20 protein-coding genes are annotated in these 17,827 nt (G+C 27.9%); 8 read left to right on the forward strand and 12 right to left on the reverse strand.

Translation table 11 applies throughout. The features are described from left to right. Positions 1 to 18 precede the first annotated feature (18 nt). The 4 genes from mnmG to ACTT88_RS06825 are packed head-to-tail and all read left to right on the forward strand — an operon-like array spanning position 19 to position 4,171. Positions 19 to 1,890, forward strand: coding sequence for a tRNA uridine-5-carboxymethylaminomethyl(34) synthesis enzyme MnmG (mnmG, locus tag ACTT88_RS06810; RefSeq protein ID WP_440908541.1), 1,872 nt, complete (start codon positions 19 to 21; stop codon positions 1,888 to 1,890). Next, complete coding sequence (locus tag ACTT88_RS06815; protein WP_440908542.1) at positions 1,890 to 2,534, forward strand: 16S rRNA (guanine(527)-N(7))-methyltransferase RsmG; 645 nt, start codon at positions 1,890 to 1,892, stop codon at positions 2,532 to 2,534. Before mnmG ends, ACTT88_RS06815 begins: the two co-directional genes overlap by 1 nt. Beyond that, positions 2,535 to 3,329, forward strand: a complete 795-nt coding sequence (locus ACTT88_RS06820; protein WP_440908543.1) for a ParA family protein — start codon at positions 2,535 to 2,537, stop codon at positions 3,327 to 3,329. Next, complete coding sequence (locus ACTT88_RS06825) at positions 3,329 to 4,171, forward strand: ParB/RepB/Spo0J family partition protein (RefSeq protein WP_440908544.1); 843 nt, start codon at positions 3,329 to 3,331, stop codon at positions 4,169 to 4,171. Before ACTT88_RS06820 ends, ACTT88_RS06825 begins: the two co-directional genes overlap by 1 nt. Here the strand turns inward: ACTT88_RS06825 and holA are convergent. Genes holA through ACTT88_RS06845 form a run of 4 tightly spaced genes read right to left on the reverse strand, consistent with a single transcriptional unit; the run spans position 4,161 to position 8,716 of the window. Then, positions 4,161 to 5,153, reverse strand: coding sequence for a DNA polymerase III subunit delta (gene holA, locus ACTT88_RS06830; RefSeq protein ID WP_440908545.1), 993 nt, complete (start codon positions 5,151 to 5,153; stop codon positions 4,161 to 4,163). The two genes, ACTT88_RS06825 and holA, sit on opposite strands and share 11 nt — an antisense overlap. Beyond that, on the reverse strand, positions 5,150 to 5,605 hold the full coding sequence (locus ACTT88_RS06835) for a hypothetical protein (protein ID WP_440908546.1): 456 nt from the start codon (positions 5,603 to 5,605) through the stop codon (positions 5,150 to 5,152). The genes holA and ACTT88_RS06835 overlap by 4 nt, the downstream gene beginning before the upstream one ends. A 1-nt stretch (position 5,606) precedes the next feature. Next, positions 5,607 to 8,147: a leucine--tRNA ligase gene (leuS, locus tag ACTT88_RS06840; RefSeq protein WP_440908547.1), complete on the reverse strand. Its 2,541-nt coding sequence runs from the start codon at positions 8,145 to 8,147 to the stop codon at positions 5,607 to 5,609. A gap of 17 nt (positions 8,148 to 8,164) precedes the next feature. Beyond that, a complete protein-coding gene (locus tag ACTT88_RS06845; protein WP_440908548.1) occupies positions 8,165 to 8,716 on the reverse strand; it encodes a DUF3576 domain-containing protein in 552 nt (183 codons plus the stop codon). 216 nt (positions 8,717 to 8,932) lie between these two features. Between ACTT88_RS06845 and ACTT88_RS06850 the strand changes: the two genes are divergently transcribed. Next, positions 8,933 to 9,922: a porin gene (locus ACTT88_RS06850; RefSeq protein WP_440908549.1), complete on the forward strand. Its 990-nt coding sequence runs from the start codon at positions 8,933 to 8,935 to the stop codon at positions 9,920 to 9,922. A 48-nt stretch (positions 9,923 to 9,970) separates the two neighbouring features. Here the strand turns inward: ACTT88_RS06850 and ACTT88_RS06855 are convergent, their stop codons facing one another. Then, positions 9,971 to 10,501, reverse strand: coding sequence for a thiamine phosphate synthase (locus ACTT88_RS06855; RefSeq protein WP_440908550.1), 531 nt, complete (start codon positions 10,499 to 10,501; stop codon positions 9,971 to 9,973). On the opposite strand from ACTT88_RS06855, the gene ACTT88_RS06860 reads away from it, so the two are divergent. Then, a complete protein-coding gene (locus ACTT88_RS06860) occupies positions 10,496 to 11,155 on the forward strand; it encodes a YggS family pyridoxal phosphate-dependent enzyme (protein ID WP_440908551.1) in 660 nt (219 codons plus the stop codon). The two genes, ACTT88_RS06855 and ACTT88_RS06860, sit on opposite strands and share 6 nt — an antisense overlap. Here the strand turns inward: ACTT88_RS06860 and ACTT88_RS06865 are convergent. Next, positions 11,152 to 11,646 (reverse strand): L,D-transpeptidase family protein, encoded by a 495-nt coding sequence (locus ACTT88_RS06865; protein ID WP_440908552.1) that lies wholly within the window; start codon positions 11,644 to 11,646, stop codon positions 11,152 to 11,154. The genes ACTT88_RS06860 and ACTT88_RS06865 overlap by 4 nt on opposite strands. 15 nt (positions 11,647 to 11,661) lie before the next feature. Here ACTT88_RS06865 and ACTT88_RS06870 point away from each other — a divergent pair, with 15 nt between their 5' ends. Beyond that, on the forward strand, positions 11,662 to 12,219 hold the full coding sequence (locus tag ACTT88_RS06870) for a winged helix-turn-helix domain-containing protein (RefSeq protein ID WP_440908553.1): 558 nt from the start codon (positions 11,662 to 11,664) through the stop codon (positions 12,217 to 12,219). Beyond that, positions 12,200 to 12,319: an alternative ribosome rescue factor ArfA gene (locus ACTT88_RS06875; RefSeq protein WP_440908554.1), complete on the forward strand. Its 120-nt coding sequence runs from the start codon at positions 12,200 to 12,202 to the stop codon at positions 12,317 to 12,319. Before ACTT88_RS06870 ends, ACTT88_RS06875 begins: the two co-directional genes overlap by 20 nt. Before the next feature lie 2 nt (positions 12,320 to 12,321). Here the strand turns inward: ACTT88_RS06875 and ACTT88_RS06880 are convergent, their stop codons facing one another. The 6 genes from ACTT88_RS06880 to ACTT88_RS06905 are packed head-to-tail and all read right to left on the reverse strand — an operon-like array spanning position 12,322 to position 17,786. After that, entirely contained in the window at positions 12,322 to 13,251 is a 930-nt protein-coding gene (locus ACTT88_RS06880) for an adenosine kinase (protein ID WP_440908555.1), read from the reverse strand. Between the two features lies 1 nt (position 13,252). After that, on the reverse strand, positions 13,253 to 13,906 hold the full coding sequence (gene nth, locus ACTT88_RS06885; protein WP_440908556.1) for an endonuclease III: 654 nt from the start codon (positions 13,904 to 13,906) through the stop codon (positions 13,253 to 13,255). Next, entirely contained in the window at positions 13,906 to 14,682 is a 777-nt protein-coding gene (dapB, locus tag ACTT88_RS06890; protein ID WP_440908557.1) for a 4-hydroxy-tetrahydrodipicolinate reductase, read from the reverse strand. The genes nth and dapB overlap by 1 nt, the downstream gene beginning before the upstream one ends. Positions 14,683 to 14,693: 11 nt before the next feature. Beyond that, the gene (locus ACTT88_RS06895) at positions 14,694 to 15,848 is read right to left on the reverse strand and encodes a glycosyltransferase (protein ID WP_440908558.1); all 1,155 of its coding nucleotides are present in this window, start codon (positions 15,846 to 15,848) and stop codon (positions 14,694 to 14,696) included. Next, positions 15,832 to 16,632 carry a hypothetical protein gene (locus ACTT88_RS06900; protein WP_440908559.1) on the reverse strand — a complete coding sequence of 267 codons (801 nt, stop codon included), beginning with the start codon at positions 16,630 to 16,632 and terminating at the stop codon, positions 15,832 to 15,834. Before ACTT88_RS06900 ends, ACTT88_RS06895 begins: the two co-directional genes overlap by 17 nt. Then, positions 16,632 to 17,786 (reverse strand): glycosyltransferase family 4 protein, encoded by a 1,155-nt coding sequence (locus ACTT88_RS06905; protein ID WP_440908560.1) that lies wholly within the window; start codon positions 17,784 to 17,786, stop codon positions 16,632 to 16,634. Before ACTT88_RS06905 ends, ACTT88_RS06900 begins: the two co-directional genes overlap by 1 nt. Positions 17,787 to 17,827 lie beyond the last annotated feature (41 nt).

Here is a 17,827-nt window from a genome sequence, read left to right on the forward strand (position 1 = left end):
CACATATAGATTTGGTTTATGAAAAATGATTTGTCATTTGATGTAGTTGTAATTGGAGGAGGCCATGCTGGATGTGAAGCTGCAGCAGCTTCTGCTCGTCTTGGAGTGAAAACTGCCCTATTCACACATAAAATAGAAACTATCGGTGAGATGTCCTGTAACCCAGCAATTGGAGGTTTGGGTAAAGGTCATTTGGTTAGAGAAATAGATGCCCTTGATGGTGTTATGGGAGATGTAGCAGACAAATCAGGTATACAATTTAGACTGTTAAACAGAAGTAGAGGGCCAGCAGTTAGAGGGCCACGAACACAATCAGATAGATCACTTTATCGTAAATATATGCAAGAAATATTGCTAAATTATTGTAATTTAAGCGTTTTTTCAGATCCAGTTATAAAGTTTATTTTTAATAAAAATTCAATAAGTGGATTTGAAACTAAAGAAGGCAAGAAAGTTTTATCTAACAAGATAATACTTACAACAGGAACTTTTTTGAATGGTTTGATACATATAGGTGACGAACGAACACCAGCAGGTAGATACGACGAAAAACCTTCTACAGGTTTGAGTGAACAACTAGCAAAATATAATTTTAAAATTGGAAGATTAAAAACCGGAACACCACCAAGGTTAGATGCAAGGACAATTAATTTTGAAAACTTAGAAGAACAATTCGCAGATGATGATCCTTATTTTTTTTCATTCTTAACTAAAAAAAATCTAAATAAACAAATATCTTGTCGAATGACTTATACAAACGAAAAGGTTCATAACATTATAGAAAAGAATTTATCAAAGAGCGCTATGTACTCGGGTAGTATAAAAGGGGTAGGCCCAAGATATTGTCCATCTATAGAAGATAAAATAGTAAAATTTGCAGATAAAGATCGTCACCAGATATTTTTAGAGCCAGAAGGTCTAAATGATCACACAATTTACCCAAATGGTATATCGACATCACTTCCAGCTGAGGTACAACAAGAAATATGTAATAATATCAATGGTTTAGAAAATGTTACTATATTAAGACCTGGATATGCAATAGAATATGATTATATAGATCCGCGTGAACTATTCCTAACTCTTGAAACCAAGAAGATAAGCAATCTTTATCTTGCCGGCCAAATTAACGGGACTACAGGATATGAGGAAGCTGCTGCACAAGGCCTTATAGCTGGAATAAATGCTGCCTTGTCTGTTAAAAAATTGGAACCATTTATACTTGATAGATCTGACGCTTATATAGGAGTAATGATCGATGATTTGGTCACTAAAGGAGTAGCTGAGCCATACCGTATGTTTACATCAAGAGCAGAATATCGATTGAGTTTGAGATCTGATAATGCTGATCAAAGATTAACTGCAAAGGGAATAGAAATCGGCTTAATAGGTAGTGCGAGAAAAGAAATATATTTGAGTAAATTTGAACAAATTAGTCAAATAAATTTAAAAATGAGAAATTCTAAAATTTCACCTTCTAAAGCTGAGAAATTTGGGATAAAAATAGCAAAAGATGGAATATTGAGATCATCTAGCGAAGTTTTAACTCAAAAAGGGGTAAATATGAGTAAAATTAGGGAAATATGGTCCGATATACCTTTTTTTAGCAAAGAAATTGATGAACAAGTGGAAATTAACGCTCATTACAGAGGGTATTTAAAGAAGCAAAAAGCTGATATTTTAGCATTTAAGAGGGACGAAAACCTGATTATTCCAGATAAAATCAATTATGACGGGCTATCAGGTTTGTCTAATGAGGTAAAAGCAAAATTTAAAGAAATAAAGCCTAAAACAATGGGGCAAGCTCTAAGAATTGACGGAATAACTCCTGCCGCAGTATATATTTTGTTGTCACATGTCAAAAGAAAGTCTATTAAGCATATAGCTTAATGGATCAGGAAATTTTTAATTCTTATTCTAGAATCAATCACTTAAATGTTTCACGTGAAACATTTTTGGACTTTGAAAACTATATATCTATGATTCTTGAAAAAAATAAAAAAATTAACATAATTAGCCAAAATACAGCATCAAAAAAGGCTATAATTAACCGTCATATTATTGATTCTGCTCAAATTATTGATTTTGTTGACTTAAATAGTAATACAACCACAGATATAGGTTCAGGAGGGGGTATGCCAGGTATAATCATAGCAATTATACTAAAAAATATGAAAAATAATATGAATGTGCACCTTTATGAAAAAAGTTATCATAAAAGCCATTTTTTAAAGGAAGTTTCAAAAAAATTAAATTTAAACACAAAAGTTTTTCAAAAAAATATTTTTGAAATAAAAAATTTAGAAACAGGAACGATAATGTCCAGAGCATTTAAACCAATGCCAGTAGTTTTGGAATTAGTATATGAAAATTTTTCAAAATATAAAAATTTAATTTTTTTTATGGGGAAGAGTGGAAAAAAATTGTTTGAAAATTCTAAAAAAAATTGGGAACTGGAGTATATAGAAAAGAAAAGTTTAACAAATGAAGACTCATTTTTAATAAATATTAAAAAAATAAAAAAAAAAAAATAAATGCAAATTATTTCAGTAATAAATCAAAAGGGTGGGGTTGGAAAAACTACTACGGTGATAAATCTTGCAGCAGGTTTATCTCAAATAGACAAAAAAATTTTAGTAATTGACCTAGATCCACAAGGTAATGCTACTACAGGTCTAGGATTATCTAATATGGATAACTCAAGTGATACAATTTATGGAGTTTTGAATGGAACTAGAGAAATTAGTGATGTGATTAAAAAAACACAGTTTGAAAATTTAGATATTATAACATCTAATGTAGATTTATCGGGCTTAGAAGTAGAGACGGCTGATGACAGCAATAGAGCTTTTATACTAAAGACTAAATTAACCGCATATTTAAACGATTCTAGAAGATTGTATGATTATGTCTTGATCGATTGCCCACCTTCGTTAAGCTTGTTGACAGTAATGGCACTTGTAAGTTCAAACTCACTATTGGTACCACTTCAGACTGAATTTTTTGCTTTAGAAGGGTTAACACAGCTAATGAAAACAATCGAAAGGATAAAAGTAAGTTTAAATCCAGATTTGAAAATCAGGGGTATACTTTTAACTATGTACGACAAAAGAAATAAGCTTTCATCACAAGTTGAGAAAGAAGCTAGGGATTATTTTAGTGATAAAGTTTACTCAACTGTCATACCAAGGAATGTCAGACTATCAGAAGCACCTTCCCATGGTATGCCAGTTTTGATTTATGACAAGACCTGTCCGGGTAGTAAATCATATTTTAGTTTTACCGATGAGTTTATGAGTCAAGAAACAACAATAGGGAGCGCAGCTTAATGGATAAAATCAAAAAAGGACTTGGAAGAGGCCTATCATCTTTAATTGGAGAAACGAAAGTTGAGACTCAAAAAAATCAAGTATCAATTGGTGACTTGGTCCCAAATAAGTATCAACCAAGGAAAATTTTTGACGAAGATAGTTTGGAAGATTTAACCAATTCAATTAAAGAAAGAGGAATGATACAGCCAATTATTGTTAGAAATTCAAATAATGATAAATCAAAGTTTGAAATAATTGCTGGTGAAAGAAGATGGTTAGCAGCGCAAAGAGCTGGTCTTCACAATGTGCCCGTTGTCATAACTGAAGCAGATGATTTAAAATCTTTAGAATTTGCAATTGTAGAAAATGTTCAAAGGCATGACTTAAATCCTCTCGAAGAAGCTCAAGGATATAAAAGATTAATCGATGAATTTTCTTATGACCAAGAAAAAGTTTCAAAATTTATTGGTAAAAGCAGAAGTTATATAACAAACTCTTTAAGGCTCTTAACCCTGCCCAATGATGTTATAAAATTAATTGAACAACAAAAATTAACTCCAGGTCATGCCAAAGTCCTAGTCGGCCTTAGTAATGCAAGTTTCGTAGCAGCAAAAATTATTGAAAAAAAGCTTTCTGTCCGACAATCTGAAAATTTTGTTAAAATTTTTAAAAATAAAAAAGAAAAGTCACGTCCATTGAAAGATGCAAATATTATTGCACTTGAATTGTCAATTTCGAACAAAATCGGTTTAAATGTTGATATACAAAACAACAAAAGAAACAAAGGTAAAATTAGTTTTGAGTATAAAGATTTAGATCAACTAAATAAAATTATAGATATAATTAAGCTCAATTATTAGTTCTTGATTCTGACTGATTGATTATAAAATCTGAAATCAAATTGACTGAGTTACCTATATTTTTTTTTGCAAGAAGCTCTATATTATTTAATTCGTAGATAAGTTTACTTATATTATTAGATGTCCATTTAGAAATTTGCTGTTTTGTAATTTCTTTATCTTTCCAAAATATTGGTGGTTTGGCAGACGATATAGCTAAATCTATGTTATTGTTTTTTTCAAATTCCTCTCGAAGTTTTAGTATTTTTCTAGATTTATACAAAAATGTTCTTAGTATTTGTATACTGTCTTCGTTTGTAAAATTATTTTCGTTTAAAATAGAAATTATTTTTCTCTTATTTTTAGCTAGACAGTTATCAATTAATTCAGTTATGTCGTGCTGTTCATTTAAGTTAGTTATTTTTTCTATCACCTCCTGATTAATTTTTTTTCCATTTTTTGTATAGCTTTCTATTTTCTCTAACTCGTTAAATAATGCATCTCTATCTCCTGAATTTTTATTTACTAATATGTTTAAATTTGATTGTGAAATTGAAATTTTACGCTCTTGCAAAAATTTATTTGCTAATTTAATTAGTGTTAGATTTGTATCTGGATAAAATGGCACTATAACGTTTGATTTACTCTTTTCAAATGTAGATCTCAGTTTAGATTTTTTCTCTAGAATTTCTGCAAAAATTATAATCAAGGTATCCTCAAGTAAATTAATATTAATTTTTTCAATTAAGTTTAATAATTTGTCAGTTGCTCTTTTAATTATAATTGTTTTTTGATTTTCAAATAAAGATTTTGAATTTATACTTTCAAGAAAATTTTCACTATTTTCCATAACTTCTTCTTGTGAATATGTTGAAATTTGACTTCTATTTTTGATTAATTGATTTTTACAGGTTTTTTTATGGCCTTCATTTTTTCCATAAAATAAAATTATTTTGTATTTATCAGTGTTAATTTTCTCGATTTCAAAAGATTTGATAATCATTTATTAGATACTAAATTCAATACTAAATCATTAATTTTGTTAATAATAAAGTTAGTTCTAATTGTGTTTTCATATCTATTTAGCTCAAATTCATTATTAATTTTAGATGTTTTTGTATTCTCTTGAAATGTCAAAATTTTAGGCTTTCTAGTGTTTACTATTTCAAACTCTATAAAAGAATAAATTGAATAACTTGTTGCTTCACCTTTTTTGTTTTTTGATAAAATACTTTTTTGTGAATCTGTTTTAATTTTTAAATCTATTTTTTGTCCATTTGATTTATTTGAATATTTTTTCATATGTAGTTTTAGAATATTATTCATCTCATCATTACCTTTTATCTCAACTATATTAAAATTGATTTTTTGATCATTATAATTTGAAAATATTGGAGTGTATCCACAATTTTGTAGAAATAAAAAAATAATTAATAAAATAAAATTTCTTTTCATATTATATTATAAAATTTACAATCTTATCTTTCACATAGATTTGTTTTTTAATTTCTCTATCTTTGATGTGTTTGAATATTTTTTCGTCCTTTTTAATAATATTTACCAAGTCATTTTCGTTAGAATTTTTTTTCACAGTAATTAATCCTCTTTTTTTTCCATTTACTTGTATAACAATAGATATATTTTCCTCTTCTAGATATTTTTTATCATATTTTGGCCATTTAAAATTAAATTCATCGCTCTCAATTTGTTGTAAACACTCATTTGATAAATGAGGTATAATTGGATTGATTACTATTAGAATTTTTTTATAGTTTTCTTTTAAAGTATCTTTTTTGTATCCTTTATTTAAATTTTTTGTCAAATAATTGCTCATTTGATGTAAGTTAGCAATTATTACGTTGTAGTGAAAGCTATCTAAATTATCAGAAATTTTCTTAATAAATTTATTTGTAAATTTATCAAGTTCATTATCAATGTTAGTTGGGTTGTTTCTTTTAATTTCATCATTTATTCTTTCATTTAAATTCCACAATTTTTGAATAAATTTAAATGATGATTTCATACCCTCATCAGACCACTGAACGTCCTTTTCAGGTGGACTATCTGATAAAATAAACAATCTTACTGCGTCTGCCCCGTAGTTATTTATTATTTGTTCAGGGTCTATAGTATTCTTCTTAGATTTAGACATAGACTCTGATGGTCCAACTGTAACTAATTTTGTCTCATCTTGGATAAGATATTTTTTACCATTTATAGTCTTAATTTCATCAGGACTTATCCAATTATTATCTGGGTCTTTGTATGTTTCATGACATACCATTCCTTGAGTAAATAAACCTTGAAATGGTTCTTTGATTTCGAAATCAGCATTATTTTCAGAAAGTGCTCTCATAAAAAATCTTGAATATAATAAGTGTAAAATTGCATGCTCTACACCACCAATATATTGGTCTACTGGCATCCAATATTTTAGATCTTCCTTTTTAAATCCATAATTTAATTCGTTTGGAGAACAAAAACGCAAATAGTACCAAGAAGAACATACAAATGTATCTAATGTATCTGTTTCTCTAATTAATTTTTTTCCATTTATATTTATTTCTTTCCAATTTTTTTGAGAATCTAGAGGATTACCTTTCACGTTTAAATCAATATTTTCAGGCAGCTTGACAGGTAGCATCGATTTTGGAATAGGGTAAACGTTTCCTTTTTCATCGTAAGCCACGGGTATTGGGCATCCCCAATATCTTTGTCTTGAAACCCCCCAATCTTTTAGCCTAAAATTAATTTTTCTTTTTCCTATATTTTTTTTTTCGAGAATGTTTATTGTTTCAATAACTGACTCTTCTGGGACTTTTAAACCATTTAAAAAATCTGAATTAATTAAAATTCCTGCATCAGCATATGCCTCATTCATCACCTGAAAATTGTCATCTTCTTTTTCCGGTCTTACAACAGTTTTAATTTCTAACTTATATTTTTTAGCAAAATCAAAATCTCTTTGATCATGTGCGGGACAACCAAATACAGCACCAAAACCATAATCCATCAAAACAAAGTTAGCAAAATAAACAGGTACTTTTTGATTTGTATCTAAAGGATTAATTGCCATAAGATCTGTTTTGAAACCAATTTTTTCGCCTACAGCAATTGCTTCTTCAGTTGTTCCAGTTTTTGAACATTCCTCTTTGAATTTTTTAAAATTACCATTATCTTTATAGAGTTTGGAAATTTCGTGGTCTACAGAAACTGCTAAAAATGAAAATCCAAAAAGCGTATCAGGTCTAGTTGTGAAACACTTTATTTTTTCTATTTGAGAATTACCCTCAATTTTAAAATCTATTTCACACCCGAAAGATTTTCCAATCCAGTTTTTTTGCATTGTTTTAACTTTATTTGGCCATTCGTCTAGATCATTTAAGCCATCCAATAAATCTTGTGAAAATTTTGATATATTAAAAAACCATTGACTAAGTTTTTTTCTTTCTACGAGAGCGCCAGATCTCCAACCTTTTCCATTTATTACTTGCTCGTTTGCAAGTACTGTCTCATCTACAGGATCCCAATTTACATAGTTTTCTTTTCTGTAAACAAGTCCCTTTTCAAGTAATTCTAAAAAAAATATCTGTTGATGCTTATAATAATCCTCTGAACAAGTTGAAATTTCCCTGTCCCAATCAATTGAAAGACCAAGCTTCTTTAATTGGGTTTTCATTGTTGAAATATTTGTCTCAGTCCAAATTTTTGGATCTAAATTATTTTGCCGAGCTGCATTTTCTGCTGGCATTCCAAAAGCATCCCAACCCATAGGATGAAGTACATTAAATCCTTTTAGTGATTTGTATCTCGCTAAAACATCTCCAATTGTATAATTTCTTACATGACCCATATGAATTTTCCCAGAAGGATAAGGAAACATTTCAAGACAATAAAATTTTTTTTTATTTTTATCAGTTTTTGTCTTAAAGGATTTATTTTCATCCCAAAATTTTTGCCATTTCTCCTCTACTACTTTGAAATTGTATCTATTCACAAATCAGAAATTTTAAATTATTTTTTTATTTTAGGTGTATATTCTTTGAAATTTTTTTCATCATTTTCTGCCTTATACGTTGCTGCAATTTTGAGTATTTGTTTTTTTAATTCTGTTATTAATGGACCATCTTTTTCTATAACAGAGCATTTTAGATTCTCTTTACAAATTCTGTAAAAGGCTTTTATTTTTAAAGCATCAGATCTTATTTCGTTAGTCATAAATCTAATTGTTAATTTCAAGCTCTCTTCTGGATTATTGCTATCTGCATACCAATCGGTAATAATCATTCCACCGCTATAATTAGCTGAGGCTAAAGGCATGAAATCAATCACATCCAGTGATGCACGCCATAATTCATTTGAACTTGCAAATTCAAAATCTCCACCTTTTTTGCCTTCGATAAGGTTATCTAATCTAAACCCTCTTCCTTCTTCTATATTTTTTTTAACTCGATCTTCAGATTTGTAAGAAACTTTACGTGCGTCAGCACCAGGTAAACCCCCTTTACAACCTGATATAAACAACACTAAAGATGTTAGGATCAATATTGATTTTAAATTATGCATTTGGTTGTATTTTTAATTTAAAGTAAATTTTATACAGTAAAAATGATCAAAATCGTTAAAAATATCCATATTTCTAGCTTTTTTTACTGTTGCATAAATACAACAAATTAAAATTTTATCTAATTTTATTCAATAAAATGGGAAAAACTTATTTGGGAAATGCTAAAAGATCAGCGTTTATTATTAATAATAACAATCATAAAGGAGTAATTAATTATGAACATTAAAAAAATAGGTTTGACTGCATTAGCAGGATCACTTGTTGCAGTATCATCAGCTAATGCTGGTGCTCTAAGTGCATCTGGTGCAGCAAGCATAACTTTCGCTGGTAACGACGCAGGTACTGGTGGAAATGGTTTATCTATGTCTGACACAGTTACTTTTTCTGGTAGCGGTGAAATGGATAACGGAATGACTATAACAGCAAGTTTTGAGTTAGATAACAATGCTGTTGGTGGTTCTGGTGAGTACATGGATAGCAGAAGCATTGCGATCGATACAAATGGTATGGGTACTATTACTTTCGCTGGTCACGGTGGAAGTGGTGCAATGGGTGCTGTTGACGATGTAATGCCAACTGCTTACGGTGAGTCGTTTGATATCTTAGGAACAACTAACGATCAAACAGGTGCAACAACTGGAACAAGTATTTTCAATGCAATTGGAAGTGCAAGTTCAAACAACATGATCACTTATTCATCTGGTGATTTAGTTGATGGTTTAGCAATCAACGCTTCTTACACTCCATCAGGAACTGGTGAAGTTGAGTCTTCAGTTGATTTAGCTGTTGCTTACACTGGTGTTGATGGATTAACATTAGGTTACGCTGTTGGTGAAAACAACGCAGCAGGTGGAACTGGTAACTTAGACATAACTACTTTCTACGTGAAGTATGCTTATGGTCCAGTAACTGTTGGATACCAAGAGACAGAGCAAGATGCAACTAATGCAACTAATGATGATGAGTTCGAAGCTATGGGTATTACATACCAAGTTAGCGACGACCTAACAATTGGTTACACTGAGTCATCTTACAATGATGGTAACGTAGCTACAGACCAAGAAAACTCTAACCTTTCAGCTTCATACACTATGGGAAGTATGACATTTAACGTAGCAATGGCTGAAGAGAAAAACAGAGGTGGTTCTACATTAGCAGTTGACGATGTTAAAGGTTACGCAGTTAACCTAGCATTTGCATTCTAATTTAGATTAGATTACTTTAAAAAAGGGCCCCTTTATGGGGCCTTTTTTTTATTCAAAATAAGATATTCCGGCAAATTCTGTTTGATTTAAAAGATTAAGTTTTCTTTCGTTATTAATTGAAATTCCACCTAAAGCGATAATATTTCTTTCAGTAAGTTTTTTTAGATTTCGAAATCTATTAATTCCTAAAAAATTTTTATTTTTTTTAAAAAGGGATGATAAAAATATTTTATTAATACTTTGCTTTTCTTTTAATCTAATTTCTTTAAGATTATGAGCAGACCCAATTATCTCAAAGTTTTTTTTATATGAATAAGCTAAATGTTTGAAACTTTTATTAAACGAGGGAATATAAACACCATCTAAATTAAATTTAATTGCAAGTTTAATATTATTAGATATATAAAATTTAATTCTTTTTTTTTTGCAGTGTTTTTTTAATTTATAAATAATAACTTCATTTTGAATTTTGGAGGTGTAATCTCTATAAATGATAGCTGTTTGTTTATCTAGTTTGTCAATATTATTTGTATCAAAATTGTTTATAAAGTAATATTTTCTTATTTTATTTATATGCATAGTACGGTTAAAAATTTATTAGATATTGAAAATAAAATCAAAGGTCTTCTAAGTGAATTAAAGATTGACAGTAAACCGAAAATCATAGCAGTTTCAAAGACTTTTAAAATTGAAAAAATTTTACCTCTCATAGATAATGGACATCTTGATTTTGGAGAAAACAAAGTTCAGGAAGCGGTTGAAAAATGGACAGATATTAAAAAAAAAAATTTTGCAATTAAATTGCATATGATAGGTAAGTTGCAAACTAATAAAGTTAAGCCTGCAGTAAAATTATTTGATTTCATTCATTCAGTTGATAGCGAAAAACTTGCAAAGAAAATTGCAGACGAACAAAAGAAAATAAATAAAAAAATTAAAATATTTTTACAAGTAAACATCGGTGATGAAAATCAAAAATCAGGAATTAATAAAAATGAGTTAGGTCAATTAGCTTCATACTGTAACAAAATTGGTTTGGATTTAGTAGGTTTAATGTGTATACCACCTGTTGATACTGATTCATCAGGCTACTTCGAAGAAATGAAAAAATTAAATGACAATTTAGGTTTTAATCAGTTAAGTATGGGCATGTCTTCAGACTATCTTGCAGCTGCAAAAAATTCTTCAACATATATTAGGATAGGATCAAGTATTTTTGGTCAAAGGTCCTAATAAATTTTAACTTTTGAATTTTTTTTAATTATTTTTAGCATAATTAAAAAATCTTTTTCTTTTAAAGCAATGCAACCAGCTGTTGGTTTATAATCCTGTGTAAGGTGAATAAAAATGCAACTTCCTAGACCAGTAACAGGTTTTTTAAAGTTGTATTTTATTGGAATCATAAAATCATATTTATAATCCTTTCTTCTTAACTTTTCGTGTTTGACCTTTTTTTCTACTCTTATGAGTTTGTTATATTTATTTGGAAAACGAATATCGTTACACCAACCCATATTTTTTTTGATTTCAATACATTTTAGTGATGTTAGTGGTTTTACTTTACGATCTTTTCTAAAATAAAGATTTTCAATTTCAAAGGTTCCTTTTGGTGTTTTTTTATCTCCCTCTATTTTTGTTCTAGTTGAACCTTTTTTTCCAATACAACACTTAAATTTAAATTCATCTATTAGAACAGTGTATTTATTTTTTATAAAAATTGTCATATTCTCTTCTTGAAAATGCAGAATTTAATAATTTATAATTTTAATTCATTATATCATATTCTTGAGGAGTTGGCTTTAGATTTAAATTTTAATATCATTTTTGTAAACAATGAGAATTCCCTCAATGAAAAATTAAAAAATCTCAGTAATTATTTAATTATATCTAATAAGAAACATGCAGACATCGGAAATCAGTTTATTCTAGATAATATACCAATTGATATTTTTAAATTAGTAGAAAAGATCAATATCGAATTTTTAAAAAAACAATTTAATAGCCAGTCTGAGGTGAAAATAACTAAATATTTATTAAATTTAAATTCAAGAGAATTTCTTAGAAATAATACCAAGATCAAATTGACCGAAAAAGAAATTAATACAATTCTTTACTTATCAAAATCAAAAAAACCAGTCAGTATTAATGAACTACAAGAAAACGTATGGAGTTATCAATCTGATATAGAAACTCATACAGTTGAGACTCATATTTATAGATTAAGAAAAAAAATTGCAAAATCTTTTAAAGATGAAGAATTTATAATTAGTAAAAAAAATGGTTATCAAATTAAATAAGAAAAATCCGATAATTAAAGATTTATTTACAAAAAAGTACAAACCAAAAATAGTTAAGCCTAAAAAAGGTAAAGGAAGTTTTAAAAGAAAGAAAAAATAAATTTACAGTCTAGCACCAATTTGTTGGATCACCTTTGATGACATTTCAGTACCCTTTTCCAGACATTCCTTTGTTGATAATTTATTAACGTATCCGTGCAGAAATCCCGCAGCAAATAGATCACCTGCTCCTGTAAGGTCAACAATTTTTAGATTTTTTCGTGTATCAGACTCAATAATCTCATTTCCATTAATTGAAACTGCACCTTTTTCCCCTCTGGTTATAACTATTAATTTTTTCAGTTGTTTTGAGAATTTAATAACCTCATCAAAATTCTTTGCTTCAATTAATGATATAATTTCTTGTTCATTAGCAAAAGTTATATCAAGTTTGTTTTTTACTAAATTTAAGAAATGAGGTTTATGTCTATCTACACAAAATAAATCAGAGAGCGACATAGCAACTTTATTTGCACTATTTATAGCTTTATCAAATGCTTTTTTAGGCTCTCCCTCATCCCACAAGTAACCTTCTAAAAATACTATTTCACTTTTTCTAATTACATCAGAACTAATATCATTTTCATTAATTTTTCCTGCTGTACCTAGAAATGTACACATTGTTCTTTCTGAGTCTGGAGTAACTAAAATTAAACATGTTCCTGTTGGTAATTCTTCCTTCTTTTTAGAATAAAAGTATTCTACATTTTCTTTTTTTAATCCTTCTTCGTAATTGCTACCGAATTCATCATCTGAAATTTTACCTATAAATCCAACTTTGTCGCCAAGCTGAGATATACCGACTATGGAGTTTGCCACAGATCCTCCAGAAACAGTTTTTTCTACTTTAAGATCTGTTAATAAATTTTTGAATTCATTTTCATCGAAAAATAATTTCATTGTGCTTTTGGTTAGATTGTTTTTTTCAATAAAACCGTCATCTACTTTGCAGATGACATCAACGATTGCATTTCCTATTCCTAAAATTTTCATACTAAGCTTTTTTCGTAATAACAGGTTTTTTTCTATTTGGGTAGCAACTAGTACATATTTCACAAGTTAAACCATAACAATCTCTTGCTTTGCAATATTCTCTTCCATAAAAAATTATTTGTAAATGAAGTTTAGACCAGAATTTTTTAGGAAATATTCTTTTTAAATCTTTTTCTGTTTGAATTACATTTTTTCCGTTGGTTAATCCCCATCTTTGGGCAAGTCTATGAATATGAGTATCTACCGCAAAAGCTGGATATCCAAAACCTTGTGACATCACAACACTAGCTGTTTTATGTCCTACACCTGGTAGTTTTTCGAGTTCCTCGAAAGTTTTAGGTACTTTACCCTTGTGCTTTTCTAAAACCTGTTTTGACATTAAGAAGATACTTTTAGCTTTAACTCTAAAAATACCTATTTTTTTAATTAATTTTTCAATTTTTTTTCTTCCTAATTTTACAAAGTGTTCTGGCTTATAGTATATTGGGTATATATCTTTAGTTACATTATTAACATTTACGTCAGTGCATTGTGCAGAAAGTAGGACAGAAATTAATAGTGTGAAAGTATTTTTACTTTTTAAAGGAACAGGTGCTTTAGGGTAAATTTTATTTAAAGTTTTAATAATTACTTTTGCTTTTTGTTTCTCATTCATTATGAAAAGTTAAGTAAATCTCTCATAGAATATAATCCTGGTTTTTTTTTCATAAGCCATTTTGAAGCAGTTAATGCGCCATCAGAGTATAAGGCTCTGTCAAAGGCCTCATGATTTAAGGTAATTATTTCTTTACCGCTTGAAAATTTAACTTCATGTTCACCAATAATTTCACCTTTTCTAATCGAGTTGAAATTAATTTTTTTTCCATAAGGAAAAGATTTTTTATTCAAGAATTTTTTACCAATTAAATTATACAAATTTTTACTTTTTCCATCAGCAATTCCTTTTCCAAGCATTAACGCTGTACCAGATGGATAATCTTTTTTATGTTTGTGATGTACCTCAAATATTTTGCTTAAGTATTCATCATTTAGTGATTTTGATGCGATCTCTGTTAAATACATTAATAAATTTACACCTAAACTCATGTTACCTGCTTTTAGAATAGGTATTTTTTTTGAAAATTTTTTAATTTGATTTTCTTGATTTCTAGTAAATCCGGTAGTACCTATTACTACTTTTTTCCCAAGTTTTGATGCTATTTTGAGTATTTCGAGAGAACACTTTGGGATTGTAAAATCAATAATTACATCAGTTTTTTTAAAAGCTTTATCAGAATTTAATTCAGGTTTAACTCCATTAAACTTTTTATTTATTAATCTATTTTCTGTAAGTGTAACTAGTTTAAAGTTTTTATTTTTCTTTGAGGACTTAATTAATTGCTGGCCCATCCTCCCCATGCAACCTGAAATGGCTAATTTAATTTTTCTCATAAATTCTTATTTCATTTACTTAATTTTATTTCAAACTCTTTTTTCAATTTTTTTGTTATATTTTGCCATGAAAAATTTTCATGAACATATTTACTTCTTATTAATTTCGACTCGTCTGTTTTATTAATTATTTTATTTAAAATTTCTATCAGTGAGTCAAGTTTGGGGTTTAATAAGCTGTCATTATTAACTTTTCTTTCATCACTTTCAATTTGGTATCCCATACATTCGTTAAAATAATCGTCTGTTGAGCCTCCTTTCGTTACTGCTATTTGTGTACCACATCCTGCAGCTTCTAATGGTGTCATGTTAAAACCTTCAGCCATATAAGATGAGACATAGCAATTCGTTATAGAATAAATTTCTCTTAGTTGTTTCAAACTTAGATTTTTAGAAATAATAATTACATCTTTCAGCATTTCATCGTTAATAATTTTATATTTTTTGTTAAAATCTGATTTTATTAATTTCTCAAAGATATAATTTACTTTGATGTCATATAAATTACTTTGATCTTTCAATATTAATTTTAAATTTTTATTTTTTTTTTTTAATAAACCATACGCTGCCACTAAGCTCTCTATACCTTTATTTTGGGTCATTGCACCAATGTTTGTTAATACAAAATCATCTGCCTTAATTTTAAATTTATCTCTAATTTTTCTTTTTTCATCCTCTGAAATTATGCAAAAAGTGCTTATTTCTACTCCGTGAGGTATAACTATAATTTGATCTTCTCGAAAACCAGCTTTTAAAAAACCGTCTTTTGACCAATTAGAGGGTGTATGTATAAAAAAATTTTTCTTTTTACTAAGCTCACTTATGTCACCATTTAAATAATTTCTTTTTGTCAAATTTTTATATTCAGTTGTAGCAAACACAACCAATAATTTTGAATTAAATTTAGTATTAAAATTAAATGGTGCAGAAATTCGATAAGTTATATCATAATTAAAATTTTCAGACGGTTTTTTAAAAGAATTAATAATATTTTTCATATCATTGTTTAAACCGCTGTCATTTTTTATTTTATTCCAATTTTCAGTTAAATATGGAACATCTTTAAATGATATGTTTGATATCTTTCCTAGCTCAATCATTTGCCACTGATTGACTAAAGCATAAGAGTGATTAATGTTCCTCCAACCCTCAATTAGAATATTCATTTAATTTTTTCATAATTTTTTGAAATTTTAGATTATTTTTAATTTTATCAAGTTGATCATTATTAAGTAAACTTTCTGATAAATTTTTTTTATTAATTTTATCTGAATTTATTGCATTATCATCACCAGTAATATTAATTTTTCTTGATTTCAAATTTAACAATCCCTCACTATGAATTTTTAGGATCATGCTTATTTGAATTAATGATTTTTTTGGATCTTCTACAAAATTTTCATATCTAATAAAGTTATTTTTAGAAATATTTAATATGAAATGTTCATAAGCTTCTAAAAATAAATTAAATGTATAATTATTTGAAAAGTTTGGAATTCTTCTCATACAACTTAAGAATGTTTCTAATGGATTTCTTATTATATACAAATTAATAAAATTAAAATTATGACTCAAAATTTTAAGTAAAGAATTTTTATAACTAGGTTTAAAATACGGAATACTTAAATAATCTACAAATGACCAATCTCTAATGATTAATATTTTATTTTTCTCAATCACTTTTTGATTAATAATTTTAATCTTATCTAAAAAGCTTGGTTTAGATTTTAAAATTTTTTCAAAATCATCCTCCGCAAAATAATTGTACCATTCTTGAAATTGTAAAAGGGGATCTGCAAGTTTTGTTTCTGATTGCATTGCTTTTCTTATTTCATGGCCATTGGGATGAATTTCACTTAATAAGACAATATCTTTTTGAGCACTTATAGCCTTATTAATTATCGTTCCACCACTTCTTGGTAAATTGTGAATTATTCTAATGGCGTTCATTATCTTAATTTTTCTTTAAAATTGTTAAATAATCTATTAACAACTACTTTCCATGAGAAACTTTTATGAACTAATTCACTTCTGATTTTTTTGGAATTATCAGTATTATTTATAATCTTGTTTTCTAATATTTGGACTAAAGATTCCAATTTTGGCTCTAAAAGATAAGATTCTTTTACCTTTTTTTCATCACTTTCTATTTGAAAACCCATACTTTCATTAAAATAATCATCAGTCGAACCTCCCTTGGTTACTAAAATTCTTGTTCCACATGCTGCTGCTTCCAGAGGTGTTAAATTAAATCCTTCAGCCAAGTAAGGTGAAACATAGCAATCAGTAATTGAATATATATCTTTAATTTTTTTTAGACTCAAATTATTAGAAATTATTTTAATATCCTTTAATGTTTCTGAGTTAATTATTCCATACTTCCGATTTAGTTCAGATTTTGCAACATTTTCAATTATATAATTTGGTTTAAAATTATATAGATTACTTTGGTCTTTTAAAATTAATTTTAAATTTTTAAACTTTCTTTTTAAGATTCCGTAGGCAGCAATTAATACTTCTATTCCCTTATTTTTTGTCATAGCACCAATATTAGATAATATAAAATCTGATTCATTAAGATTAAATTCAGCTCTAATTCTATTTCTTTCAATTGGAGAAGTTAAATTAAATAAATTAACATCAACACCATGAGGAACAACTATAATTTGATCATTTCTAAAACCTGCATTTAAAAAACCTTCTTTGGACCAATAAGAAGGTGTGTGAATAAAAAATTTTTCGTTTTCAGATAATCTTTCTGGTATATCATTTTTATATTTATTATTGTTTAATTTTTTATACTCACAATTTCCAAACACAAATAGTAATTTTGATTTGAAATCTGAATCGAAGTTGAATGGAAATGAAATTCTGTAAGTAATATCTAATTCTTCGTTAGACATTGAGGGTGAAATATTATTTATTAGATTGTTATTATCATCCTCAAATCCAGATGCATTATCTCTGACATTCCATCTATCTGATATAAAGGGAATATCTTTAAAAAATATGTTTGAAATTTTCAAAAGCTCAAGTATTTGCCATTGATTAACCAGGGAAAATGAATGATTTATTCCTCTCCAACCCTCAATAAGAATATTCATTCTTATGATCCTATATCAGAAAAATAGTTTAATCAAAATTT

This window comes from Candidatus Pelagibacter sp. (genome assembly GCF_052046145.1).
Classification (GTDB): domain Bacteria; phylum Pseudomonadota; class Alphaproteobacteria; order Pelagibacterales; family Pelagibacteraceae; genus Pelagibacter.